General features: G+C 61.7%; 23 protein-coding genes. 11 read left to right on the top strand and 12 right to left on the bottom strand.

All coding sequences use genetic code 11. The features are described from left to right. Positions 1–31: 31 nt before the first annotated feature. Positions 32–1,198, bottom strand: coding sequence for an FAS1-like dehydratase domain-containing protein (locus ACNKU3_RS07590; RefSeq protein ID WP_418258818.1), 1,167 nt, complete (start codon positions 1,196–1,198; stop codon positions 32–34). 202 nt (positions 1,199–1,400) lie between these two features. Here ACNKU3_RS07590 and ACNKU3_RS07585 point away from each other — a divergent pair, with 202 nt between their 5' ends. Continuing rightward, positions 1,401–2,606, top strand: coding sequence for a sulfotransferase family protein (locus ACNKU3_RS07585; protein WP_418258817.1), 1,206 nt, complete (start codon positions 1,401–1,403; stop codon positions 2,604–2,606). After that, the gene (locus tag ACNKU3_RS07580; RefSeq protein WP_418258816.1) at positions 2,603–3,643 is read left to right on the top strand and encodes a hypothetical protein; all 1,041 of its coding nucleotides are present in this window, start codon (positions 2,603–2,605) and stop codon (positions 3,641–3,643) included. Before ACNKU3_RS07585 ends, ACNKU3_RS07580 begins: the two co-directional genes overlap by 4 nt. A gap of 15 nt (positions 3,644–3,658) precedes the next feature. On the opposite strand, the gene ACNKU3_RS07575 is transcribed toward ACNKU3_RS07580, so the two are convergent. Continuing rightward, positions 3,659–4,459 (bottom strand): SDR family NAD(P)-dependent oxidoreductase, encoded by an 801-nt coding sequence (locus tag ACNKU3_RS07575; RefSeq protein WP_418258815.1) that lies wholly within the window; start codon positions 4,457–4,459, stop codon positions 3,659–3,661. A 118-nt stretch (positions 4,460–4,577) separates the two neighbouring features. Between ACNKU3_RS07575 and ACNKU3_RS07570 the strand changes: the two genes are divergently transcribed. Continuing rightward, a complete protein-coding gene (locus tag ACNKU3_RS07570) occupies positions 4,578–5,339 on the top strand; it encodes an SDR family NAD(P)-dependent oxidoreductase (protein ID WP_418258814.1) in 762 nt (253 codons plus the stop codon). Between the two features lie 43 nt (positions 5,340–5,382). Here the strand turns inward: ACNKU3_RS07570 and ACNKU3_RS07565 are convergent, their stop codons facing one another. Both ACNKU3_RS07565 and ACNKU3_RS07560 read right to left on the bottom strand, forming a co-directional pair. After that, on the bottom strand, positions 5,383–6,009 hold the full coding sequence (locus ACNKU3_RS07565) for a carboxymuconolactone decarboxylase family protein (RefSeq protein WP_418258813.1): 627 nt from the start codon (positions 6,007–6,009) through the stop codon (positions 5,383–5,385). A gap of 35 nt (positions 6,010–6,044) precedes the next feature. Beyond that, positions 6,045–6,878 (bottom strand): TauD/TfdA dioxygenase family protein, encoded by an 834-nt coding sequence (locus tag ACNKU3_RS07560; protein ID WP_418258812.1) that lies wholly within the window; start codon positions 6,876–6,878, stop codon positions 6,045–6,047. Positions 6,879–7,131: 253 nt separating this feature from the next. Here ACNKU3_RS07560 and ACNKU3_RS07555 point away from each other — a divergent pair, with 253 nt between their 5' ends. The 8 genes from ACNKU3_RS07555 (at position 7,132) to ACNKU3_RS07520 (ending at position 15,090) form a co-directional block, all read left to right on the top strand. After that, positions 7,132–7,515 (top strand): VOC family protein, encoded by a 384-nt coding sequence (locus tag ACNKU3_RS07555; RefSeq protein WP_418258811.1) that lies wholly within the window; start codon positions 7,132–7,134, stop codon positions 7,513–7,515. 55 nt (positions 7,516–7,570) lie between these two features. Continuing rightward, positions 7,571–8,434 (top strand): SDR family NAD(P)-dependent oxidoreductase, encoded by an 864-nt coding sequence (locus ACNKU3_RS07550; RefSeq protein ID WP_418258810.1) that lies wholly within the window; start codon positions 7,571–7,573, stop codon positions 8,432–8,434. A 10-nt stretch (positions 8,435–8,444) separates the two neighbouring features. Then, the gene (locus ACNKU3_RS07545) at positions 8,445–8,999 is read left to right on the top strand and encodes a nuclear transport factor 2 family protein (protein ID WP_418258809.1); all 555 of its coding nucleotides are present in this window, start codon (positions 8,445–8,447) and stop codon (positions 8,997–8,999) included. 350 nt (positions 9,000–9,349) lie between these two features. Further along, entirely contained in the window at positions 9,350–10,507 is a 1,158-nt protein-coding gene (locus ACNKU3_RS07540; protein WP_418258808.1) for a Gfo/Idh/MocA family protein, read from the top strand. Between the two features lie 19 nt (positions 10,508–10,526). Next, on the top strand, positions 10,527–11,588 hold the full coding sequence (locus ACNKU3_RS07535; protein WP_418258807.1) for a sugar phosphate isomerase/epimerase family protein: 1,062 nt from the start codon (positions 10,527–10,529) through the stop codon (positions 11,586–11,588). A gap of 75 nt (positions 11,589–11,663) precedes the next feature. Then, on the top strand, positions 11,664–12,845 hold the full coding sequence (locus ACNKU3_RS07530; protein WP_418258806.1) for a ThuA domain-containing protein: 1,182 nt from the start codon (positions 11,664–11,666) through the stop codon (positions 12,843–12,845). Position 12,846: 1 nt separating this feature from the next. Next, the gene (locus ACNKU3_RS07525; RefSeq protein WP_418258805.1) at positions 12,847–13,716 is read left to right on the top strand and encodes a sugar phosphate isomerase/epimerase family protein; all 870 of its coding nucleotides are present in this window, start codon (positions 12,847–12,849) and stop codon (positions 13,714–13,716) included. 36 nt (positions 13,717–13,752) lie between these two features. Next, entirely contained in the window at positions 13,753–15,090 is a 1,338-nt protein-coding gene (locus ACNKU3_RS07520; RefSeq protein WP_418258804.1) for an MFS transporter, read from the top strand. A gap of 24 nt (positions 15,091–15,114) precedes the next feature. Here the strand turns inward: ACNKU3_RS07520 and ACNKU3_RS07515 are convergent, their stop codons facing one another. The 8 genes from ACNKU3_RS07515 to ACNKU3_RS07480 all read right to left on the bottom strand — a co-directional run bounded on the left by ACNKU3_RS07515 (position 15,115) and on the right by ACNKU3_RS07480 (position 25,306). Then, positions 15,115–16,074 (bottom strand): alpha/beta hydrolase, encoded by a 960-nt coding sequence (locus ACNKU3_RS07515; protein ID WP_418258803.1) that lies wholly within the window; start codon positions 16,072–16,074, stop codon positions 15,115–15,117. Positions 16,075–16,400: 326 nt separating this feature from the next. After that, on the bottom strand, positions 16,401–17,411 hold the full coding sequence (locus ACNKU3_RS07510; RefSeq protein ID WP_418258802.1) for a LacI family DNA-binding transcriptional regulator: 1,011 nt from the start codon (positions 17,409–17,411) through the stop codon (positions 16,401–16,403). A gap of 83 nt (positions 17,412–17,494) precedes the next feature. Then, positions 17,495–18,358, bottom strand: a complete 864-nt coding sequence (locus ACNKU3_RS07505; protein ID WP_418258801.1) for a ThuA domain-containing protein — start codon at positions 18,356–18,358, stop codon at positions 17,495–17,497. Positions 18,359–18,430: 72 nt separating this feature from the next. Then, positions 18,431–20,128 carry an FAD-dependent oxidoreductase gene (locus ACNKU3_RS07500; protein ID WP_418258800.1) on the bottom strand — a complete coding sequence of 566 codons (1,698 nt, stop codon included), beginning with the start codon at positions 20,126–20,128 and terminating at the stop codon, positions 18,431–18,433. Positions 20,129–20,157: 29 nt separating this feature from the next. Then, positions 20,158–20,751 carry a gluconate 2-dehydrogenase subunit 3 family protein gene (locus ACNKU3_RS07495; protein ID WP_418258799.1) on the bottom strand — a complete coding sequence of 198 codons (594 nt, stop codon included), beginning with the start codon at positions 20,749–20,751 and terminating at the stop codon, positions 20,158–20,160. A 218-nt stretch (positions 20,752–20,969) separates the two neighbouring features. After that, positions 20,970–21,743 carry a DeoR/GlpR family DNA-binding transcription regulator gene (locus ACNKU3_RS07490; RefSeq protein WP_418258798.1) on the bottom strand — a complete coding sequence of 258 codons (774 nt, stop codon included), beginning with the start codon at positions 21,741–21,743 and terminating at the stop codon, positions 20,970–20,972. Between the two features lie 117 nt (positions 21,744–21,860). Beyond that, entirely contained in the window at positions 21,861–23,159 is a 1,299-nt protein-coding gene (gene rhaI / locus ACNKU3_RS07485) for an L-rhamnose catabolism isomerase (protein ID WP_418258797.1), read from the bottom strand. Positions 23,160–23,206: 47 nt separating this feature from the next. After that, positions 23,207–25,306 (bottom strand): bifunctional rhamnulose-1-phosphate aldolase/short-chain dehydrogenase, encoded by a 2,100-nt coding sequence (locus tag ACNKU3_RS07480; RefSeq protein ID WP_418258796.1) that lies wholly within the window; start codon positions 25,304–25,306, stop codon positions 23,207–23,209. Positions 25,307–25,513: the final 207 nt, after the last annotated feature.

Here is a 25,513-nt window from a genome sequence, read left to right as displayed (position 1 = left end):
ATTCGCTGTAGTGGAAGGACGGGGGCGGAAGCTAGCGCTTCGGCAGCTCGACCTCGGCCGTCGCAATCGCCATCACGGTACCGTCCTGGTTGGCCATTTTGGTCTTTATCTGCACCAGGCTACGTCCATCTTCATCCGTGAGCTTGTCGACGATTTCGCCGGTTTGCAGGGTGATATCGCCCGAGAACGCCGGGCCCCGGTACTGGGAGTTGCAGTGTACAACCATGCCCCATTCCCCGGCCCAGCCGGCCAGGTAATCTATGATCCAGGCGCCCATGGAGGCGCCGTAGCCGTAGGGCCGGGGCATGCCGACGTACTGCGCCCAGCGGGTGAACAGGTGGCCGCGGGAGGGGCCGATATAGGCACCGTCTGTGTTCTCCGGGTTGATGCGCTCCTCTATCGGGTCCATTTCGAAGCCGGCCATCGGTCCGACGTAGCCCAGTGCGCCGGGGTCGCAGTCCCGGTTGCGGTGCGCCGCGCCCCAGACCGTCATCAGGTAGGAACGCCACTCGGTGGCAAAGCTGGCGACGCTGTGGGGGCCGAATACCCGGACCGGCAACGCGTCGCCGACATTGCAGTCGTCCCAGAAACGGCGGCCATGACCCAACTCGTGCATCATGTTGATGTACTCGAGCTTGCGCGTCTCGATATCGGCCAGTTCCTCATCGGTCCACGCGGGATCATCGGTCTGGGTCAGGGATCCTTTCTCCAGGGCGAGGTCCCGCCGGTAGCGGATGGAGGTGGAGCGCTGCCTGGCGAACAGGGCGCCGTCCTGCTTGTAGTAGTCGTTGTCACCGCGCTGGAAACAGGTGGGGCCGGCAAAGCCGGTTTCCTTGACCACGTAATCGAACGGTGTTTTCTGCAGGATCACCTGGTCGCCGGCGAACAGCCGCGGGCCGTAGAACCACCACTCGTCGCCGCCGAAAATCAGGTGGGAGTCGGGGATGTTGCCGACTCCGGCAGGGCAGGCGCCGTGACCTTCCCCCGCGGCGATGGTGAAGGATTGCGGTGCCACCAGTCGTCCGTAGCGGCTGCGAGCGGCGAACTCGTCATCGTAGTGCAGCAGGTTGGGGTAGTGCATGGCCTGCGCCCAGCGGCGGAAGTCCATATTGTGCAGGGGATCCTTCAGGGTGAACGGCGTCAACGGCTTGCCAATGTAGTTGTCGAGATCAGAACAGTCGAGGGTTTTGTCGGTCATGGAGGATGCTCCTGGGTTCGGTCGGCACCGAGGGCGATGCTGGTTTTATGTGGTTGTTCGTCAGGATATTAGCGCTGTATGCCTGGATACGTCAATGTGTTATACCCGTCAAGTTAGCCAGTCAATGTTGCATCGCAATTCTACTGCTAATAATATGACGAACATCTCTATATAACTATTTTAACTGGTGGGAGCCCTGATCATGTTCACTGCATGCCCCAGCGTAGATTCCCTGCTGAACATGGCGAGCGAGCGAACGGGCCTGTCCGATTTCGGTGATCCGGCAAGGCATGCCGGATTGCGGGCCTACATGGAGGCCGTGCAGGCCGAGCGCTGGCCTGCGATGCGCGAGGACGCCCGCGGCCCGGCGATAGACTACTTCGTCCATCTGCTCAGCCTGCGCCTGCAACTGGTGGAGGACCGCAAGCGCTTTCCCGAAATCGCCGCCCAGGAAATTCGCGCGCCGATCATAGTCATCGGCCCGCCGCGCTCCGGGTCGACACTGCTGCATACGCTGCTCAACCAGGATTCCTGGAACAATGCCGTCGAGCACTGGGTTTGCCTGGAGCCGAGCCCGCCCCCGGCCATCGGCGCCCCGTCGGCAGAGCGCATGCAGCGCGCACAGCAGCGCCTGATGGGGCTGTTCGACCCGATACCGGATATCTTCGTCACGCATCCCTACATGATCGAGGAGGGGGCGAGTGCGCTGGCCGAGTGCGGCAGCGATATCCTCAACATGACCTTTACCTCGCAGCAGTTGTATTGCTTCTACCGCAGCGAATCCTACCGCCGCTACCTGCTGGAGGCGGACCACTCGGCAGCGTTGGGTTTTCACCATGATTTCCTCCAGCACTTGCAGTGGGGTTCGACCGGCAGGCGGTGGGCGCTGAAAGGCTCGGATCACCTGCTGTGGCTGGAGGAACTTGTGGTGCAGTACCCGGACGCCATGCTGGTGTGGACCCACCGCGACCTCTCCGAGCAATTGCCCTCGCTCACTAGCGTGCAGGCGATCCTGCAGGGAATCGCGGGCACTGCGCCGCAGGGGGAGGAGCGCATGGCTTTCGGCCGCATTGCCGTGGAGCACCAGTGCGCCACGCTGCTCAAAGGCATGCGGGCCCGCGACAAGCTGGGTGATGCGCGCTTCATCGACGTCTCCTACCACGACCTGATGGCCAACCCGGTAGCGACCGTAGAGCGCATCTACGGCCATTTTGGCCTGGCAATGTCCGCGCAGCACGCAGCGGGCATCCGCGCCTGGCTGGAGCACAACCCGCAGACCAAGCACGGGGTTCACCGGCACTCCCCCGGGGACTACGGTATCGAGGGTGACGCCATCAACCGTGTATTGGCGCCCTATGTGGAGCGTTTCGGGTTCGGCTTTGGTATTCGCCCGGAGCTCGCGGCATGACCACCCCGGGGGGCGACCTCAGCGGCGGGCTGGATCCCGGTCTCGACTACTTCCTGCCCGGCCCGCCGGAACACCCGGGGTTTCGCGACTCCGCATCGCTGTGGATCATGAACGACGACGGAGAGATAGCCTTTCCACGCATTACCATCGACGCCGTTGGTGAGGACTGGGAGCACCCGCGGATACAGATCAATGCGGCCCTCGCCGACGGGCGGGCGCTGCGGGTCTGGTCCGGCGAGGCCGCCCATGCGCCCTTCGATGAGCGGGGGCTGGCCGCGATTCGCGGTGCTGGACCGCTGCGCTTCCAGTGCCTGGAGCCGTTGCGTCGCTGGCGTGTCAGTTTTGCTGGCCAGGCGTTGCAGACCACATCTGCCGCACAACTGGGCGACCTGCGCGATGGCGAGACCGTCGACATGGCCTTCGACGTCGAGGCCCGGATGGCGGCGCCGCCCTGGCTGATGGGCGGCATGACCGCCGAAGCCGCGCGCAAGATGAAGTCGGCGGATGCCGGTGCCCTGATGGGCGGGCTGCGTTACGAGCAGTTGTGCCGCCTGCAGGGCCGGGCGTCGATAGCCGGTCGGGAGTATCCCATCGCCGGCACCGGCATGCGGGTTCGCCGCCAGGGTGTGCGCAACATGGGAGCCGCTACCGGCCACTGCCAGCACTCGGCCCTGTTTCCTTCCGGCCGGGCCTTCGGCGCCATCGCTTTTGCGCCGGGCGCTGACGGCAGCCAGTCCTTCAACGAAGGCTTTGTCTACGGCGGCGAGGGCGCCCTGTCGCCGGCACGGGTCCTGTCCGCTCCATGGATGACGCAATTGGGCTTGGCAGGCGAGGATGCCTCGCTGGTGCTGCACACGCCCCTGGGCGAGATCGCCATTGCCGGTGAAACCATGCTCTCGACCTTCGATCACCACCTGTTCGAGATGGCTGGGAACTCGGTGTTGCACCAGGGCGTCGCGCGCTACACCTGGGATGGCGAGGAGACGATCGGCCTGATCGAGCGCTGTACCCTGCGCGAGCGCCTGCGCACGGCCTAGCCCGGGGGCCGCCGGCTAGCCGCGGGCGCCGCCGTCCACGTGCAGTACCTGGCCGTTGACAAAGCCGCTGGCGTCCGAGGCCAGGTAAAGCGCGGTCATGGCGATGTCCTCCGCCGTGCTGTTGCGGCCCAGCGGGTTCGCCGCGGCCTGTTCCGCGCGCACGCGCTCGCGCTGTGCCTCGTCGATTTCGCCCCGCTCGTCGCGGAACAGGCTGGTGCCCATCGGGGTTTCGTTCCAGGCCGGGGCGATGGCGTTGACCCGGATGCCGGCGCTGCCGAATTCCTGCGCGCAGACCAGGGTGAGCTGGTTGACCGCAGCCTTGGTCATGCAGTAGATGGACATGCACGGCACCGGCCGGTCGCCGCCCCCGGAGGAGATGTTGATGATACTGCCGCCGCTGGGCATGTGGCGGGCGGCTGCGGCGCAGCCCCAGAACGTACCCATCATGTTCACTGCCACAACGGGTGCGGCGGCTTCCGCTGTAGTATCGAGCACCGGTGCAACCAGCGGCAGGCCCGCCGAGTTGATCCAGATATCCAGCCCGCCGAAGTGCTCGACGGCAGATAGCGCGAGGGCGTCCATGGCCCCGGGGTCGGTGACGTCCGCCACCCTGTGCAGGGTGTCGGCGCCGTGCCCCTGGAGCAGCGCCGCAGTGTGTTTCAGCCCGTCGTCGTTGACGTCCGCAAGCAGCAGCCGGGCTCCCGCCAGTGACAGCACCCGCGCCATCTCCTGGCCGAGCCCGGAACCGGCGCCAGTGACTACCGCCACCTTGCCGCTGAGATCGAATTTCGCGATGAGTTCTGCATCGACGCCCATGTGCCGCACCTCGTCATTATTGGTCGTTATAATCGATGGCCCGCGGGAAACGGATTGACTTGTCCGTTCGATGCTAACACCATGACGAACGCTGCGACAAGAATAATGAGGATGGCGTATGGAAAGCGGAGCGGAACAGCGAGTCGCGCTGGTCACCGGTGGCGGCGAGGGTATTGGCGCCGCGACCTGCCTGCGACTGGCGCAACAGGGCCGCCGGGTGGCGGTGATGGGGCGCAGTCGGGATAACATTGCCCGGGTAGCGGCGCAGATCGAGACTGCCGGCGGTGTCGCCATGGCGGTACAGGCGGACGTGTCCGACCGCGCGCAGGTGGAAACCGCGCTGGCACAGGTACGCGGGCAACTCGGCCCGGTCACCATCCTGGTCAACAACGCCGGCATCGAGGATTTCACGCCCTTCGCCGAGATCGACGATGCGCTGTGGGACCGGCTGATGGCGGTCAACTTGAAGGGTGTGTACATCGTGACGCAGGCAGTGCTGCCGGACATGCTGGCCGCCGGGTGGGGCCGAATCGTCAATATCACGGCACTGGGCGCGCAGACCGGGGCGCCCAACATGGCGCACTACACCGCGACCAAGGGCGGCGTGACGGCGATGACGCGCTCGCTGGCGGTGGAGCTGGGCTGCAAAGGCATTACCGTCAACGCCGTCTCGCCGGGATTCATCATGACGCCGATGGCGCAGCGCGCGATCGATATGGAATTGTTCGCCGCCCCGCCGGAACAGATTCTCGCTTCCTACCCGATACCCAGGGTTGGCGAACCGCTGGAGGTCGCGGCGGCCTGCGCGTTTTTTGCCTCGGAGGAGGCAGGGTATATTACCGCGCAGACACTGGGGGTCAACGGTGGCTGCTGTCCCTGATGCCCGCCTCCCGGCATAGGGGGCGCCGGGTCGTGCGGTTCCGCTAGCGCGCGGCGAGTCCCGCGTTGCCCCGGCTCAGCGGTATCCGCAGTGCATTCTGGAAATAGCCCACGGTAGAAAACTGGCCCACCAGTACCGGCAGCTCGAACAGCTGCTGTTCGTCGTAGCGTTCGGCCAGTACGGCCCAGGTGGCGTCGGAGATCATCGCATTCGCCCGCAGTTCTTCCACGGCGCGCAACAGCGCACGCTCGTGAGCGTCCCAGTGGTCGGACCCGGAGCCCACAGTGGCCTGCTCGATGTCCTCGCTGCTGAGGCCGAGGTTGCGGGAGACCTTGACGTGCTCTCCCCATATGTAGGGAATCCCCAGCAGCCAGGCGGTCCGCAGGATCATCAGCTGGCGGTCCCGCTTTGGCAGCGACGGCTGCTGCAGCAGGAAGACCGACACATCCGCCAGGCGCGCGAACAGCTCTCGGTGGCACATCACCGTGAGCAGCATCTCGGGCACCGGCACCTGTTCCAGGTCCATCGGCTTGCCGCTGCCCACGCCGGCGATCTTCGCCAACTGCGCGCGCGCGGCAGCCAGTACATCGTCGGTGTGCTGTGCGGCTATACGGGGGGGGTGCCCGGTGATCTCCGATTGCCGGGCATGGATTTCATCGTCTGTGGACATCGTGGTATGTCGTCAGGGCGCTGCAGGCGCAGTCCCTATGCGAACGGTTCGTCGCCGGCGATCTGGGTGCGGTACATCAGGCGGCCACTGTCCATGGCATAGGGCAGGGCGCGGTGCATAGTGCCGGTATTGTCCCAGATGACCAGGTCGCCGAGCTTCCACTCGTGGCGATAGACGAACTCCGGCCGGGTTGCCCAGTCGCGCAGTCGGGTCAGCAGTGCCCATCCTTCACGCAGGTCCATGCCCTCGACGTGGGAGGCGGTGGAGCCCAGTACCAACGACTTGCGCCCTGAGCGGTGTGTCCACACCAGGGGCAGGGTGTTGGGCTGGAACTCCTGCCACTTCTGCAATTCCTCATAGCTCGGCTCCGGGCGGATGTAGCGCTGTGAAGTCTCGAACATGTGAACGACCCGCAGGTTCTCCAGCGCTGCCTTGTCCTCGTCGGACAGAGCGTCATAGGCGGCGTAGGTATTGGAAAATTCGGTCTGGCCGCCGGTCTCGGAAAGCCGACGGGAACTCATTACCGAGGCGAATATCGGGGTGCGCAACATGGTCCCGTCGATATGCCAGTAGAACGCGCCCTTGATGTAGTCCGCCTTGGGGTTTTCCAGGGGGTCCATGGTGATTTTGGTGATCTCGTAGCTCTGGGTCTGGGTGGCGAGCGTCTGAGTAAAGGCGATCTGCTGCTCGTCACTGAGGTTCAGCTCTCGGAAGGCGACCACACCCCGCTCTTCCAGCAGAGCGCGGATTTCCTGGGAATACACTCCGCTGACCAACAGGTCGGTGTCCGCGTGCAGTTCGCTCGCAATACGCGGGGTTAAATCAGTTCTCTGCAATCCGGGTTCGGTCGCGGGACTAGTCATCGTCATGGCGACAAGCTCCTCAGTATGGATGGGGTTGTGGTATAATTTGAACAGGTGTTCAGTTTATATCACCGCCAGGATTCTTCTGTCAACAGGCATCAAATTGCGATTGCGGTTACGGATGTACCGCGGTGCGGGATCGGGGGGACTAGATGAAGGCGCCATTCGTCGCACTGTTAGCAACTCCCGACTGAACCGTGTTATTCTCGACATCACCGATTCGAAAGGCCTCGATACCAATAACAGGAGGGTATACACCATGTTCAGTCATATCGTGCTGGGAAGCGATGACATTCCCGCCACCCGAAAATTCTACGACGCCGCACTCGCCCCGCTGGGGCACGCCGCCGGGTCAGAAACCCCCGATGGCTCGCGCCTCGTGTACTACGCCCAGACCGGCATCCTCATGATTACCCGGCCCCTGAACGGTGAGCCGGCCACCTATGCCAACGGCGGCACCGTCGGCTTTGCGGCGCCCGACCCCGCAGCGGTGGACGCATTTCATGCCGCAGGCTTAGCCGCGGGCGGTACCGACGAAGGTGCGCCTGGCTCACGCCCCGCCATTTCCGGCAGCTACGCCGCCTACCTTCGCGACCCGACCGGAAACAAGATTGTTGCCTGGTGCGTGAAGCAGGACAGCTAAACGTTCGCAGCGAGCGGTCACCGGCTTTGCAGACAATACGAAAAGGACAAGTACTATGAGTAACGACAAACCGGTGGCCGTAGTCACCGGCGCCAGTCGCGGCGCCGGGCGCGGTATCGCCATCGCCCTCGGCAGCCATGGCTGTACCGTGTATGTGACAGGGCGTTCCGAAAAAGCGGGTGACGCACCCTTGCCCGGGACCATTTATGAAACTGCTGACGCCGTCACTGCTGCTGGCGGGCAGGGTATCCCCGTGCGTGTGGACCACGCTGACCCGGAGCAGATCATGGCGCTGTTCAAACAGGTAGAAGACGAGCAGGGGCGGCTGGATATCCTGGTCAATAACGCCTTTGCCGTTCACGATGAGATGATGACCCCGGCGCCCTTCTGGGAGAAACGACTCGATCAGATCAACATGCTGGATGTCGGAATCTACGGTACCTACACGGCTTGCTACTACGCCGCGCCGCTGTTGAAAAACACCGCTGGCAGCCTTGTCGCGTTTACCTCTGCCTCCGGGGCCACCCACTATGTGTTCGGCCCGGTCTACGGCGTCCACAAGGCGGGCCTTGATAAATTCGCCGCCGATATGGCGGTGGACTTCCGCGAATTCGATGTGGCGACAGTCTCTATCTGGATGGGTACGGTGCTCACCGAACGAGTGCAGGTGCTGGCGGAAGTCGACCCGGAGCGCTTCAACGCCCTGCGCGAGAATATGGAAACCCCCGAGTTCACCGGCCACGTCATCTGGGCAATCCACGAGGACCCCGAACGCATGGCGCTCAGCGGCAAGGCGCTGATCGGTGCTGAAATGGCTGCGAAATACGGCATCAGGGACGAGGGCGGCCGCCAGCCGGTGTCCTACCGCGAACTGCATGGCGTCTGGCCCTTCGAGCAATACGACCGGATCATTCGCTGAGGAATACACAATGAGCATTGAACAGGAACTGAAACAACTGCGCGAACAGGTGCAGAGGCTTCAGGACCGCCAGGACATTCTCGATTGTATCCAGCGCGAGAGCCGCGCCCGGGACAGGCAAGATGTCGCGCAAATCAATAGCTGCTGGTGGGAAGACGGTATCGACGAGCACGGTTCGATCATCACCGCCGTACCGAATTACGCGGAGCGGGCCAACGCCGGTCATCGCGGTGGTTTCAGGATGACCAGCCACAACATCACCAATCACTTGTGTGAAATCGACGGCGATACGGCTCACTGCGAGTCCTATGTGATTGGCGGCCTGTTCTGGAAGGACGGGGGCAAAACCACCCTGGCCTGTGGCCGGTACCTCGACAGGCTGGAAAGGCGCAACGGCGAGTGGCGCATGCATACTCGCAAGTGCACTATCGAGATGACGATCGACGGCAGCGCCGAGTGGGTCCATGCCGACGCGGTGAAGGGCTTCCTCAAAGCACGATGGGATGGCAAGGATCCCTCCTATGAGCGACCCTTTGTCGCCAATGCTGAAGGCGAGCGCTGGTAGCCGCCCGCATCCCAAAAAGCCGCAACCGTACACCGATTGCGGCATTACCGATATGCGCCCGCACACCAAGGTGAATTCAAGGGCTGCCTGTCCGGCCAGTTTGGTGAGTGTTCATTCGGCTATGAGCAGCAGCCGTCGTATCGTATATATCGGACTTATCCAGTCAGCGTGATTTGACGCGATGAAAGCACACGCTACGGTCGCAAATATTGTTTCGCGTGCCGTATGTAAACGATTGCATCTACAGGGTATATATGAGAGATTGCCGGGTGCCGGCCGGTCCGTGGGCTCGGCAATCCGGGTGCCAGGCTGTACGGGAGGACCACATCAGGCAAGTGGAGCATGCAGGTATGACGGAAATAAGAATGGGAATGGTCGGGGGAGGCGAGGGCGCCTTTATCGGTGCCATTCACCGCATTGCCGCAAGTCTCGACGGACAGATCAAGCTGGTTTGCGGCGCCTTCAGCAGCGACGCGGAAAAGTCCCGCCGCTCAGGCGCCGGGTTGCACCTGCCTCCCGGGCGGGTTTACAGCGATTACCGCGAGATGATGCAGGCCGAGGCCCGGCTGCCCGCCGGCGAGCGAATGCACTTTGTCGCCATCGTTACCCCAAATCATTTGCACTTTCCGGTGGCAGAAGCCGCGCTGCGGGCCGGTTTTCACGTGCTTTCCGACAAGCCGGCAACTCTCTCCCTGCAGGAAGCCCTGCGTTTGCGCGAAATCGTCAATTCGACCGGATTGCTCTACGGCCTCACCTACACCTACACCGGTTACCCGATGGTGAAGGAAGCGCGACTGCGGATCGCAGCGGGGCAGCTGGGCAATGTACGCAAGGTTGTCGTCGAGTATCCCCAGGGCTGGCTGGCCCGAGCAGAGGAGGATGGCGATAACAAGCAGGCGGCCTGGCGTCTGGATCCCGCACAAGCCGGCATCAGCTGCTGCATGGGCGATATCGGTGTGCACGCGGCCAATCTCGCCGAGTATGTCACGGGTCTGAAAATCAGTAGCCTGTGTGCCGATCTCACTGCTTTCGTGCCGGGGCGCAAGCTGGATGACGACGGCTCCATGTTATTGCGCTTCGATAATGGCGCGAAAGGTGTGCTGATGGCGAGCCAGATCAGCACCGGGGAGGAAAATGCTATTCGGCTGCGGGTCTACGGTGACAAGGGCGGGCTGGACTGGCAGCAGCATGAACCCAATACCCTGTGGCTGCGATGGAGCGATCGCCCAACGGAAATGCTGCGCACGGCAGCGCCGTACCTCAGCGCGCTAACCCTGTCCAATACACGCACTCCCGGCGGGCATCCGGAGGGTTACCTCGAGGCGTTCGCGAATATCTACGTGGCCTTCGCCGGACAGGTTCGGGCACGCGAAGATGGGGTCGCACCCGATGACAGGTCCGCCGATTGTCCCGGCATCGAGGATGCGGTACGGGGTATGGCCTTTATCGAGCTGGCGGTAGCCGCCAGCGACAGCGAGCAGAAATGGCACAGTTTTCCAGGATATTGATACCGCAGGAGCGCAATTTATGGCGCAGATGAAAGGGCCGGCGATATTCCTTGCCCAGTTCGCTGGCGCGGAAGCTCCCTTTGACACGCTGGACAACATCAGCCGCTGGGCCGGTGATCTCGGCTACAGGGGTGTCCAGGTTCCTACTTGGGAATCCGGTCTCATAGACCTGGAGACGGCCGCGCAAAGCCGCGATTACTGCGATGAACTCAAGGGCATATGTGCCGGCAATGGCGTGGAAATCACCGAACTCTCGACCCACTTGCAGGGGCAACTGGTCGCGGCACACCCCGCGTACGATGACCTGTTCGACGCTTTCGCGCCTGCCGGGCTGCGGCGCAATCCACAGGGTCGGCAACAGTGGGCGGTCGAGCAGCTCATGCTGGCAGCCAGGGCCAGTGAGAATCTCGGCCTCAAGGCACACGCCACTTTCTCCGGCGCCCTGCTCTGGCACATGGCGTATCCATGGCCCCAGCGTCCCCCTGGCCTGGTCGAGGCCGGCTTCGCGGAACTGGCTAAGCGCTGGATACCGATCCTGGATGCCTTTGACGACGCAGGCGTCGACCTGTGCTACGAGATCCATCCCGGCGAAGACCTGCACGATGGCGTGACCTTCGAGCGGTTTCTCGACGCAACAGGCGGGCATCCACGCTGCAGCATTCTCTACGATCCCAGCCATTTCGTGCTCCAGCAGCTGGACTACGTCCAGTTCATTGATTTCTACCACGAGCGCATAAAGATGTTTCACGTGAAGGATGCCGAGTTCAACACCAGCGGTCGTAGCGGTGTCTACGGCGGTTACCAGGACTGGCAGGACAGGCCGGGTCGATTCCGGTCCCTGGGCGACGGTCAGGTCGACTTCCGGGCGGTCTTCAGCCAGTTCGCCAGGTACGACTATGACGGGTGGGCAGTCCTGGAGTGGGAGTGCTGCCTGAAACATCCCGAGGATGGCGCAAGCGAGGGCGTGGAATTTATTAATCGCCACATGATTCGCAAGACCGACAAGGCCTTTGACGATTTTGCAGGGGCTGGACCGGACGAGGCGGCCAATCGCCGTATTCTTGGCCTCGACGCAGGGTAGTGATCGAAAGCGTGATGTGATGGCCATGACTACCCACTCGAATCCAATTACCACTTTCCTGAAGCAGGTAGAGATATGGACTATAAAAAAATCGCAGCAACATCCATGGCACCTTTCCTCGTATCGCTCAGCCTTGCCACGTTTCCAGGCGCGGTGATGGCGGATTCACCGACAATGACCGACTGCCCGCTCCGCGACCAGCCATACTCCATCGAAACACCTGTGATGGATATTCTCCTGAATCCCCAGGCGGTGGCTATCGTCAATCGCCACATGAACGGTGCCCTGGATAAAACACCCGGGGATTTCATCAGTAGCAAGCCGCCGTCGTTCAGCGCAATCATCGATCTCAGGGGCCTGGCAGGGCTCGCTGGCCTGTCCCATGATGTATTGCCCACTATCGACAGGGAGCTCGCACAACTGCCGGTAACCGAAGCGGACCGTGTCGCGCGCTGCGCGCGCTATGATTCAGTCCCGCCCGATTTGCAGGTTCCGCAGGGTAAACCCGCGATTCTCCTGTTCGAAAAGATCACCGGCTATCGCGACGGGCCGTCTGTGGAAGCCGCGTCTGCCGTGCTCAAGTCGATGGCCGACGAACACGGCTGGGCGCTGGTACAGACGGAGAACGGGGCCGTCATGACACCGGATTTGCTGAAGCAGTTCGACCTGGTGGTCTGGAACAATATCTCCGGCGACGTGCTCACCCTGGGCCAACGGCAGGCATTCATCGATTACATTATCAATGGTGGCGGCTACCTGGGTATTCACGGTTCCGGTGGCGACCCGAACTACCTGTGGGACTGGTATGCGGATGAACTGATTGGTGCCCGGTTCATCGGCCATACGCGGGATCCGCATTTCCAGGATGCTGTGGTCAACATCCATAAAAATGCCACCGGTATCGGCGACGGTATGCCCGCCGGTTTCACCATGAACGATGAGTGGTATTCCTTCGCGCCCAACCCCAGGGAAACAGGCGCGACGATTATCGCCACGCTCGACGAATCGACTTACGCACCGGGAGACTTCCACGGCAGGGATCTGCGCATGGGGGATCACCCCATTGCATGGGCACACTGCCCGGGTAAGGGCAGGTCGTTCTACTCGGCGATTGGCCACCGGCCGGAAACCTACGCCGACCCGCATTACAAAGAGATGCTATACCAGGCGATTCTGTGGGCCTCGGGCGAGCGGGGCGATTGCCCCGTGGTGGCCGCGAGTGCGGGAGCACAGTCGGGCTCAGAGGAGAAGGAGTGACATGGTGAACGACGCTGGTCGGGCAATTGGCGTGGGGGTCAATGCCTGGGTCTGGACCTCACCCTTCGACGCACAGTCTGTGCATCTGGTGGGTCGTGCCGCCGCGATGGGTTTCGACGCCTTCACCATGCCCGTGGAGAATCCCGCACTGATTGATGTGGATGCGATGCGTCGCGCGATCGAGGAGCACCCGATGCGCCTGTATGTATCCGGGGCCTATGGGCCAACGCGGGACCTGACCCACGAAAATCCTGTATACCGCAAGGAGAGCCTGGATTACATACGCAAAACCCTGCAGATCTGCGAGCAGCTGGGGGTGACCACACTGGTGGGCCCCGCGTATTCAGCGGTGGGGAAACGCCGGAAAATTCCCCAGGCTCAGCGCGAGCGGGAATGGGCGTTGGCCGTGGCAGGGCTGGCAGAGGCGGGCAGGATGGCAGCGGACCATGGCGTCACCATGGCGATCGAGCCGCTCAACCGCTTCGAGACCGACCTGGTGAATACGGCGGAGCAGGCGAAGCGGTTGATCCGCGATGTCGGCCTGGACTCGGTGCGCATTCACCTGGATACATTCCACATGCACATCGAGGAAAAGGACGTATACGAAGCGATAGTGCTGGCCGGCGAGGACCTGGTCTATGTCGACAGCAGCGAGAGCGATCGCGGTACGCCCGGAAAGGGACAGGTACATTGGGATGCGGTAGCGCGCGGACTGCGCGATATCGGGTATCGCGGGGATTGCATTATCGAGTCTTTCACCCCGGCCTGCGAGGAAATCGCCGATGCGGCGGCGATCTGGCGGCCACTGGCCGAAAGCCAGGACGCGCTGGCAAGCGACGGTTGCAGGTTCCTGAAAGCCTTATTGAATTGAGCTGGATCGCATAACGATAATACCGGAGTCCATACCATGCCTGCTGATAACATCGACCGCCGTCGTCTCTATCACATCGGTAATCTCTCCATTTTCATGATTGGTCTCGGCTTCGCGGTGCGCGCGAACATTGCACCGGACCTGCAGCACGAGATCTACGACAAACTCGACCTTGCCAATTCCGCAGCCATGGTCGGCGAAGCGCTCGGGGCCACTTTTACGGGATTTGCCCTGACGCTGTTGTTTGGCAGCGCCCTGGTGGATCTCGTGGGTATGAAGCGGATGCTGTTGCTGTCGGCGCTGGGCTACGTGCTGGGATCGCTGGGCCTGCTGGCCGCCGCATTCATGCCTGTTACCGATACGGTGCCTCACGTGGTACTGGTGAGCCTGTTGCTCACCGGCCTGGGCTGGGGTGCGGTGGAAGCGGCATCCAACCCCATGGTCGCCTCGCTCTATCCCGAGGAAAAAACCCACCGCCTGAATATCCTGCACGCCTGGTGGCCCGCGGGTATCGTTGTCGGCGGCTTGCTGGGGGTAAGCATCTCGGCAGTCGGGCTCTCCTGGAAGTTGAATATGTTCGTGCTGCTGCTGCCGTCGCTGGTTCTTGCGTGGATGGTGGCCAGGTCCGCTTTCCCGGTAACCGAGCGTGTTGCCGCGGGTGTGAGTTATGGCGGGATGATCAGCGAGTTGCTGAAGCGGCCCATGTTCTGGGTGTTCTGGGCCTGCATGTTCCTCACCGCCGCGGCGGAGCTGGCGCCCGGCCAGTGGGTGAACATCGCGCTTTCCAATATCGTCGGCATGCAGGGCATCCTGCTGCTGGTCTATGTCAGCGCGCTCATGTTCGTGATGCGGCATTTCGCTGGCCCCATCGCGGCGCGTATTTCCCCCATCGGGCTGATGTTCGTCTCCTGCCTGGCGGCCGGCGCGGGCCTGTACCTGCTCAGCCTCGCTGATTCCCCGCTGCTGGCATTTGCCGCGGCTACCGTGTGGGGCATCGGCGTGTGTTATATGTGGCCCACCATGCTGGCAAACGTCTCCGAACGGTTTCCCCGCGGTGGTGCCATGGCAATGGGGCTGATGGGTTTCGCCGGTGGTATGTCCATCCAGTTTGTCCTGCCGCAGATGGGGGCGATCTTTGATAACGCCAGGGCGGAAGCCGCTGGCGGTGCGGCCAATCTTGCCTCGTTATCGCCAGAAGCGATGCAGGAGGTGGTTCGTTACGCCTCGATAGAATCCTTCCAGGCAGTCGCATTTGTGCCGCTGTTGCTGTTGCCGGTATTCGGGCTGATCTGGCTGTTCGACCGCCGCAAGGGCGGATACCGGCCGGAACTGGTCGGGGAGCCGGGTGCGCCGGTGCACCCGACAGATGTGTAACGGGAACGGTCGCGTATCAGCTATCTACAGCTTTTCCAGTTCTGCCTGGATATCCCGCAAGCTCGATTCATTGATCATATTGGGCGCGTAAGTCTGCAATTTTTGCAGGCTGATCGAACCGGCCATGCGGGTCTGCGGGTTCTCCGTGAAGCCGGGTAGGAATTTATCCATGACAGCCCGGGCGCGGGAGTCTTCGAGTAACTCGGAGATTGGGGTAGCGCTCACATTGAATCCCGAACCCGCAACCAGCAGGGAGCGGTCCTCCATCCAGGCGTAGAACTCGTCTGCCCAGAGCGCCGAGGCGGCGCCGTTGCCCTCCATGCCAAACCCGTGGCCGCCACTCTGGTAGAGGTGTGCCTCAAATGGCCGATCGGCGGCCTGCAGGTCGTTGAGGTAATCCAGCGGCCTGCCACCTGAAGTGAACAGCCTGTCGTCGAGGGTGATGGCCAAAAAAGTGGGTGGCGCGTATTCGGGGATGTCACGGCTCCACAGCGGTGGGTAGATCGGGGCGATAAAGTCCGGTCGTATACCGGCGTCCTCCTGGTCGCCTGCGTCGATGGCCAGCATCGCTCCGGCAGAGAACCCGAGTATGCCGACGCGGGCGGGATCCACGTGCCAGGTGTCGGCCTGTGTCCGTACAAGTCTAATCGCGGCCTCGAGGTCGGCGACGGCTTGTACCGGTGTGGGTATGCGTGGAGCATCGCCTTTCCCCTCACCAAGCTCCTTCATCTTCTCGGCGCTGGAGCGGCGCCACTCCTCGACTGCTACCGGGGTCTGGTTCAGCCTGTACTTGAGTACGAAGGCCGCGATCCCGCGGCTGGCGAGCCACTCGGCAACAGCAAAACCCTCCTCGGTCATGGAGAGCATCTCGAAGCCACCGCCGGGCGCGACAATGACAGCTGTTCCTGTTTCTTCGCCGCGTGTGGGCAGAACCGGTGTCAGTGTGGGATTCGTGACATTGCGGGCGACGAGGTTGCTTCCCATGCATTCCCAGAGTTCGCTGGCTGGCCCGGTACTCTCTGTCAGCGGTATAGCGGCTTCCGCATGGGGCAGGGGATCTGGAACCGCATCGGGACAAGTCGCGGGCTGGGCCTGCACTGCCAGTGTCGAGGTGAGGAGGCAGCCTGCAAACGCTAGTCGGGACCACTGCAATACGCGGCGGAACGCGCCCACGCCCAGCGCGGGTGACTCATTTACTGGAGACATATCATTTATCTTTTTAGTTGTGTATGTAAACGATTGCAAAGATTAGCAACGGCTCGGGGTTGCTGCAAGCGAGTGTCGCACTGCACGGATGTCAGGGCCGGGAGTTACCTGGGTGCAGCGGTCGACTCGCGGATGATTAGCTGGTGTGGCAGGGTAATGGACGTGTTGACCGATGTGTCTCCGCCCAGCAGTCCAAGCATCAGTTCCATGGCACTGCCGCCCATTTTCCGTCGGGGCTGCAGGATGGTGGTGAGTGGGGTAGCGCAGTAACCGGCGATATCCAGGTCATCAAAACCGATGATCGAGATATCCCGTGGCACACGCAGTCCGGCTTCCCTCAGGGCCTTCATCGCGCCCATGGCGATCTCGTCATTGGCGCAAAAAAGTGCCGTGGGCCGAGGGCTGCACTGGAGCACGCTTTTCGCCTCGCTGTAGCCTGACGCCAGCTTGAACTCGCCGTACTGGATATGGCTGGAGGGCGCGCTCAGCCCGGCCCTGCGCATTTCACGTCGAAAACCCTTCAGGCGTTCCTTGCACAGACTGAAGTCTTTTGGCCCGCCGAGAAATGCAATGTGGCTGTGACCGAGGTCGATGAGATGCCGGGTCGCATCGGCGGCTGCCTGGACATTGTCGATCCCTACCTTCGGCAGGGGGATTTTCCCGGTATATTCACCGACCATGACCAGCGGTGGCCATTTCTGGTCGGCGGACTTGCGGCGTGGATCAACCCTGAATGGAATATTCATTCCGAGGCTAATGATCCCATCGGCCATCCGTTGCGACACGAGAGCGCTGTAGGCGCTCTCGATCTCCGGGTCCTGCTGGGTTTCCCCGAGGAGAATCTGGTACCCGTGCTTGCGGGCCACGAACTCGATCTCCTGGACGATACTGGAATAGAACAGGTTCGCTATATCCGGCACCAGCACGACGATCGTCTGGCTCTTGCGTCGGCGGAAATTGCTCGCCATCACGTTGGTGACATAGCCGCAGCGTTCCACTGCGGCCATCACTTTTTCCCGGGTGGATTCTGCGACTTTTTCAGGTCTGGAAAGCGTCCTCGAGACCGTTGCGACCGAAACCCCGGCGATTTCGGCGACTTCCTTGATAGAGACCATGGTGTATTCCTGTTGGCAAGCAGCGGATTATATTGCAGAACGCCGCGGGGGTCTTGCAGTCGCCTGGCCTCGGGTTAGTGGTGTCAGTGTTCCGGGCAGCCTCCGTTCTGCCGGTCGGCAGCCCACAGGACGGCCTGTTCGAGCATCTCGACGTGCCCCGGTTCAGAGTAGCTTTCCGCCGTATGGCCCATGGCGGAATACAGCGCGCGTCCGCTGCCGATGCATTGTTTCCAGACGATGGGGTGGTCCTTGCCCATCCTGACATCCTTGCCGAAGAACAGTGGGGAGTAGGTGGACTCGTCCAGTGTCGCGAGAATGGTTTTACCGTGCTTGCGCGGGGTCTCGTCGTAGGAGTACCACTCGTCGGTGCGGTACCATTCGCTGCCGAGGTGGTTCATCACCGGATCGTCTTGCGCTTCGATCACCACCCGCGCCTCCTGGAATTGCGGATCCATTGGGTGGCCGATGAAATGCGCCCCGATCAACACGTCATTCTGCCACTTCCAGCTGGACGAAGTGTCGCCCGCGCCATGGATGCCAACCCAGCCCCCGCCGTTTTCCAGGTAGTCGACCATAGCCTGCTGCTGTTGTTGATTGAGCAGGTCCCCGGTGGAGTTATTCCAGACGATCACGTCGAATTTGGCCAGGTCCTGTGGATTGTAAACGGCGCCGTTCTCGGTGATGAACAGGGCCCAGCCGTTTTTCTTCGCGAGTTTGCGGAACATGGCCTCCGCCGCGGGAATCGCTTCCTTGTGAATAAACGAGCCGGTCTTGGAAAACACCAGTACCGCCGGCTTACCTTCCAGCGGTGGGATTTCCGGTGGCACGGTTTCGTAGGAGGGCAGCCGCCAGAACCCTCGAGAGCGCATCTGGTAGTACGCGTAGGCCGCCACCAATACCGCGAGGGCGAGCACGATCATCAAAATTCTCAGTAGCCACTTTTTCATTTGTCGTCCTGTATCTGGCTGCTCGAAGAAGTCATCAATGTTCTTTCAGGCTGGGTTGGCGGGAATCCCGAATCAGATCGCGCCTTCCCCAAGTTGCGTGACCGCGTAATCCGCCGCGCGGGCGGTGAGCGCCATATAGGTCAGCGAGGGGTTTACACAGGAGGATGAAGTCATGCCCGAGCCGTCGGTAACGAAGAGGTTGGGTACGTCGTGTGACTGGCTCCAGCGGTTGAGTACCGACTCCTTTGGGTCGTTGCCCATGCGTGCGGTACCCATCTCGTGGATGGCTTCCCCTCCGACGGAGTTGTTGATGAAACTCATGGTGTACACCGCGCCGGCCTTTTTAAGCATCTCCTCGCCCTGGGCGGCGATGTCCTCGCGCATCTTCTCCTCGTTCTCGCGGAACTTGAAGTCGAAGCGCACTTGCGGAATACCGAAGCGATCGGTTTTTTTTCCGTCCAGCGTAATCCGGTTGTCGCGGTAGGGCAGACACTCGCCAAACCCGCTGAGGTACATCATCCAGGGGCCGGGCTTGCGCAGTGCATGCTTGAACTCCGCGCCGAATCCAGGTACCTGGCCGGCCTGCGCCTGCCAGCCAAAACGCATCGAGCCACCCTGGAAGCCGTAGCCCCGCAGGAACTCGACACCTTCATTCTGGTCGCCGACATTGCGGAAACGGGGTATGTAGATACCGTTGGGACGCCAGCCGTAGGTGACCTTGTCCTCCAGCCCCTGGAAGAAACCCATGGCTGCCGTACCGAGGGTGTGGTCCATCAGGTAGTGGCCTAAAACACCGCTGGAGTTGGCCAGGCCATTCGGGAATGCCTCCGAGCGGGAGTTGAGCATGATCTGGGTGCTCGCCACGGTACCGCCACACAAGAAGATCATTTTCGCGGTGTAGGTGGACTTTTCCCTCGTATTGGCGTCGATGACCCGCACACCGGTTGCGCGCCGGGTACCCGGGTCGTAATCGATCCCCGCTACCACGCTGTCGGGCTTCAGTGTCAGGTTGTTGGTCTTGCGCGCCGCGGGAAGGGTGGAACTCTGGGTAGAGAAATAGGCGCCGACGGAGCAGCCGCGCTCGCAGGGGCCGCAATAATGACAGGGGGCGCGCCCTTCCTTCGGTTCGGTGAGGACGGCAACCCGGCCAATGGTCATGATCCGATCGTCGTAGTTTTCCGCGATCTTACCCTTTACTTGTTTCTCGAGGGCAGTCATTTCCATCGGTTTCTGGAACTCGCTGTCCGGCAGTTGGGGCAGGCCTTCGGCCTGTCCGCTGATGCCGACGAACCGCTCAACATAGCTGTACCAGGGGGCGATATCCTTGTAGCGGATCGGCCAGTCGATACCGTGGCCATCCCGCTGGTTGGCCTCGAAATCGAGGTCGCTGTAGCGGTAGCTTTGCCGCCCCCAGAGCAGGGATTTTCCGCCCACCACATCGGCCCGGTACCAGAGAAACTGCTCCGGATCCTCGACATAGGGGTTTTCCCTGTCGTTGTTGAAGTAATGGCGGGTGGGTTCATTGAACGCGTACAGCGTACTCTGAACGGAATAATCCTTCTCGTACAGTTCGCGCAGCGGTTTGCCGCGGTAGGGGATTTTCCAGGGCGCGATGTGCTCGCCGGTGTAGTCTTTGCCGTGTTCGATCATACGGCCGCGGTCCAGCATGAGTACCTTGAGGCCCTTCTCGGTGAGTTCCTTGGCGGCCCAGCCACCAGTGACGCCGGATCCGATGACGATGACGTCAAATTGCGGGGTTGTCTCTTGCATGATTATGTTCTCGCGTCTGCGGTCAGGCTTCAGTGGGTAAATTCACGGCCGACCTTGTTGAAGTCGTAGCTGCCGTCGAAATACCCCGGCATGGGGAGGTATTTCAGTTCCTCGGTGGCGCCCACCTCGGAGGTGTAGTAGCCGAGCACGACGAGTTCCTTCAGGCGCTTGAAAAACGGCGCGTTTTCGTCTTCCTTGGGAACTTTCATGCGCATCTGCTGGGGGCTGGCGTAATCCTTGGCTGCAGCTTCCTCGGCCTTGAGTGCGTCGATACGGGTAGACTCGGCGGACTCGCTGAAAGGCTTCCCCCCGTGCTCCCTGCAATACCCATCCAGGCTGACCAGCCCCTGCATGAATATTTCTCGCTCGTTGGGCTTGTACCAGTCGCCGACGATGCTGGTGATGAAATCGGGTACTCCCGCGGCGATGGCGCCGGGGGTATCCGTGGTGGGGATAATCATTTCCGAGAGCAGTTCTACAGCCTTGCGCTGGTCGGCACTGAAAGCGGCGGTTGCCGTGCCCTGGTGCAGGTCAGCGCCAGCGGCCAGTGCACGGGAAACCGATGTGCCGGCCGCGGCTCCGAGCAGGCTTACGGAAAATTTCAACAGGTCACGTCTTTGCATAGGGAACTCCCGGCGCGATGGGGTAGCTACGAATTGATGATTGATTCCGGTCAGGCTGGCTCGCCTGTTGTCCATGGGTGCCGCGCACAGTGTGAGTATGGCTGTCGCGTGGAATTATTATCGACGGGCCCGCCATCAATAATTTGGCAGGTCATCTGCAAAAAAGTATGCAATCGTTTACATGCCATGTCAACTTTATGCCTTTGCTTACAGTCGCTTCAGTCGGACTCAACGTACTCGACGATAAGTACTTCTATTCCCGCACCCTCTAAAAGGGCGATCATTTTTTCCGGCGCACGCGAATCCGTGATCAGTACGTCCACGTTTTCCAGGGGGGTGAAGATCAGGTTGCTGCGCCGTCCCAGTTTGGAACTGTCGGCCAGAATAACCAGCTCATCGGATTGCCGTTGCAGCTTCTGCTCGGAACGGATCAGAAGGGGATCCGATTCCATGACCCCGAATTCGCCGATACCCGGGGTACCCATGAACATCTTCCCGGCGTGGTAATACTGGATGGTGTCATTGTCGAAGGCGCTGAGAACGATACCCTGGCGCGGGTAAATTTCGCCCCCCGGCAGGGTGACCTGGTTGTGGCTGTTGGCGACCAGCTCCTGCGCCAGTACGAAAGAGTTGGTGAGGATCTTGAGATGCCGGCGATTGAGAAACTCGCCCATCATGTAGGTGGAACTGCCACCGTTGATGATGATGGAGTCGCCTTCCTCGCACAGGCTCACCGCGCGTTCGGCGATGGCGCGCTTGGTCGCGGTGTGCTTTTCCCGGTCCAGCAGGAAGGCGGAACTGTTCAGGCTCGGGCGTTGTGCTTCGCGGTCGCCGGATTCCAGCACCTCGGCACCGCCGCGAATCCTGCGCAGTTGCTGCAGCTCCGCCAGCTTGCTGATATCGCGCCGGATGGTCGCTTCAGAGCTGTGCAGTTGCTCGGTGAGTGATTTGACGCTCGCAAACTGCTGCTCTTCGAGAATTTCCAGAATCATCTGGTGTCGCTGTTTCTCCAGCACCTGTATCCCTTACGTTGGCATTCGCCTGCATCCGCTCACTGGCGATCGATTATGACTGAATTTTACCGGTGGAGGAATCGGACGGCGGCAGGTTCATACGATCCCGCTGCCGCTATGCCCGCTCGCCGGCCGCAATTTGGCTACCCGTGCGCGGTAACCAGCGGCGCGATAGCTGCCTATCGGATCGATGGCGCCCTGCTGCTGGTAACGCGCCATGGCCAGAATCGGTGACACGTCGGTATTGAACGCGGCCTTCAGGGTGTTGCTGGCCATGATGGCGTCGTTGTTTTCCTGGTGGTGGTCCAGGGCTTCACGATTCACCAGCAGTGCCTTGACGTAGGAGCGCTGCACCTCCAGGGCCGAATTGACCAGGCTCTCCACCGGGTCGGTGACGTTGTGCGACTGGTCCAGCAGGTAGCGCGGGCCGAAACCGGCCTGCCGGCGATGCTGGGCGTCGACCAGCTCGTTGAAGATCAGGAACTGCTGATAGGGGTGGATTGACCCGCTGTCGAGGTCGTCGTCGCCGTACTTGCTGTCGTTGAAATGAAACCCGCCGAGCTTCCTGAACTGGATCAGTCGCGAGACGATCATCTCGATATTGGTATTGGGCGCGTGGTGCCCAAGGTCGACTAGGCTCTTCGCTTTCTCGCCCAGTTCCATGGCTGCGAGCAGGTTGCTGCCCCAGTCCTGGATGACCGTGGCGTAGAACGCCGGCTCGAACATCTTGTGCTCGATGTGCATTTCCCAGTCGTCGGGCAGCGCAGCGTAGATGGCGCGGCCACTGTCCAGGTAGCGCTCGAAGGCGCGCTGGAAGTGCTGTTGGCCGGGGTGATTGGCGCCGTCGCCAACCCATACGGTCAGGCAGTCGGAGCCTAACTGCCTGCCCCATTCGATGCACTGGATGTTGTGCTTTACTGCCTGCTCGCGGGTTGCAGCATCCGTATGGGTGAGGCTGCCGAACTTGTAGGAGAGCGATTGCCCGGGCTGGTCCTGGAAGGTGTTGGAGTTGATGGAGTCCCAGCCCAGGCCCAGCGCGTCGGCGTACTCGCGCAGTTCGGTGAAGTCGTCCACCCGGTCCCAGGGGAAGTGCGGCGATACCCGCGGCGTGCAGCGGGACAGCTGCTGGATCACCGCGCAGTCCTGCAGTTTTTCATACACGTTGCGCGGCTCACCGATACCCGGGAAGCGGGCAAAACGCGTGCCCCCGGTGCCCACACCCCAGGAGGGGACGGCGATTTCGAAGGCCCTTGCGCGTTCGGTGATCTCCCCGATGTCGATCGATTGCCGGGCCAGCGTCCGGCCCAGCGCGGCGTAGTCTTCTTCCAGCCCGGGAAGGTGCAGCTGGTTGTTCTCGGCGACTTGTTCGTCACTGATTCTGATCTGTTCGGCCATGGCGGTTACCTGCAAAATAAATCGTTATAGCTTTTGATATGTGGCGCCTAGCGCGTGAATGACGGCGCATGCCCGGCATCCACGTTCAAAATGTTACCCGTGGATTTGGCGGATACGTCCGCGGCGAGGAAGTACACTGCCTCGGCGATATCCTCGGGGAAGACATTGCGTTTTAGCAAACTGCGTTCGCGGTAGTGCGCTTCCAGTTCGTCCTCCTGCATGTTGTAGGCTGCGGCGCGTTCCTCCCGCCACTTGCCGGACCAGATGCGTGAGCCGCGCAACACAGCGTCCGGATTAACCACGTTGCACCGGATACCCAGTGGTGCGCCCTCCAGCGCCACCGCCCTGGCGAGTTGGATTTCGGCGGCCTTGGCAGTGCAATAGGCGGAGGCGTTGGGCGAGGCCACGAGGCCGTTCTTGCTGGCGACGAATACCACTGCGCCACCGGTGTCCTGGGCCTTCATCAGCCTGAACATCTCGCGGCTGACGAGAAAATAGCCGGTGGCGAGTACGCCCATGTTTTTGTTCCAGAGTTCCAGGGATGTTTCGTCCAGCGGGGCGGCGCTGGCCAGGCCGGCATTGGATACCAGTATATCCAGCCCGCCGAAGTTCAGGGACGTCGCGGCTGCGGCCGCCGCTACGGCGGACTCGTCGGTGACGTCGCAGACGACTTTACCGATCACGTCGCTGGAGTACTTTTCAGCCAGTTCGCTGCCCGCAGTCTCCAGTGCCTGGGCATCGATATCCGCCAGCATCACGCAGGCGCCCTCCCGCAGCAGGCGCTCGGCGGTGGCGCGACCGATGCCACCGGCGCCGCCGGTGATGAACGCGACTCTTCCAGCCAGTGACTTTGGCCTGGGCATGCGCTGCAGCTTCGCTTCTTCCAGCTGCCAGTACTCGATGTCGAAGGCCTCCTGCTCCGGCAGCCCCACGTACTCGTCGACCCCGTTGGCTTCGCGCATGACGTTGATCGCATTGGTGTAAAACTCTCCGGCGATGCGCGCCGTCGCCTTGTCCCTGGCGAACGTGATCATGCCCACACCGGGCACTAAGTAGACCACCGGGTTGGCGTCGCGCATGGCGGGACTGTCGGGATGTTTGCAGCGCTCATAGTAGGCTGCGTACTGTGCGCGGTAATCCTCCAGTTGTGGTTTCAGGCGCCCGGCGCAGCGCGCAAGTTCGGCATCCAGGTCATCGGTTTCGGGATCGAAGTCCAGTACCAGTGGACGGATCTTGGTGCGCAGGAAATGGTCCGGGCAGGATGTACCCAGCGCTGCCAATAGGTCCAGGTCCCGTGCATTGACGAATTCCATCACGACAGCGCTCTGGTCGAAGTGGCCGACCTGGCGCTGGGTGGCGCTGATCTGGCCGCGGATGAGGGGCATCAGGTGGGCGGCTACCCGGGCGCGCCCGGTTTGGTCCAGGACGGTACTGCGTGCAGGTCCGCCAAAGGCGGGCTTTCGGTTGTGTTGTTGCAGCCAGTCCGCGGCTCTCTGGATCACCGCCAGCGTGTTCAGGTAGCAGCCCTTCGCAGATTCGCCCCAAGTGAACAGACCGTGTCCTTCGAGGACGATACCCTTGATGTCGGGTTGTTCCAGGCACAGGGCTTCAAGCTTCAGTCCCAGGTCGTAGCCCGGGCGCTGCCAGGGTAACCAGCCCAGCTCGCCGCCGAATATCTCTGCCGTGAGCGCCTTGCTGTTGCTGGTGCAGGCGATGGCGATCACCGCATCCGGGTGCATATGGTCGACGTGCGCGTGCGGGATGTAGGCGTGCAGGGGCGTGTCGATGCTGGCGGCCCGGCTGTTGAGGTTGAAGGTGCAATGGGGCAGGTAGGCCACCATTTCGTCTTCGTGCGCCAGGCCACGGTAGAGGGGCTTCAGTTGGCGCAGCTTGTCCATGTAGAGGGTGGCGAAGCCATCAAGCCCGATCGAGCCCAGGTCGCCGCCGGAGCCTTTCACCCACAGTACTTCCCGGGATTCGCCGGTCAGCGGGTCCGGTTGCCGCAACTTGGCGGATGTGTTGCCGCCGCCGTAGTTGGTGATGCGCAAATCCGCACCCAGCAGGTTGGACCGGTACTGCAGCAGTTGCGGCGCGTCGAGGTGGGCGGCGTGGTTATCATCCCAGAGATTGGGCAGGCGAGGGGCCATGGCGGGTTCTCTATCACTGTGATTCCGGTCGTTGGGGTCTGGTTGCCCGGGCATGAACCAGTCGTGCTTGCCACCGGTGGGTGAACGCATATGATTGTAAATGACTGATTATCGAGATTCAAATGATTGTTAATGGTTGATGTTGCGATATTTGATCGCTGTGGTTACTATTCGAGCCAAATCACCTACAAAAATAATCAGCGTTGC

Source organism: Haliea sp. E17, assembly GCF_048323675.1.
Classification (GTDB): domain Bacteria; phylum Pseudomonadota; class Gammaproteobacteria; order Pseudomonadales; family Halieaceae; genus Mangrovimicrobium.
Note: the sequence above shows the minus strand (reverse complement) of the source record. Positions and strands in the feature narration are given on the sequence as shown.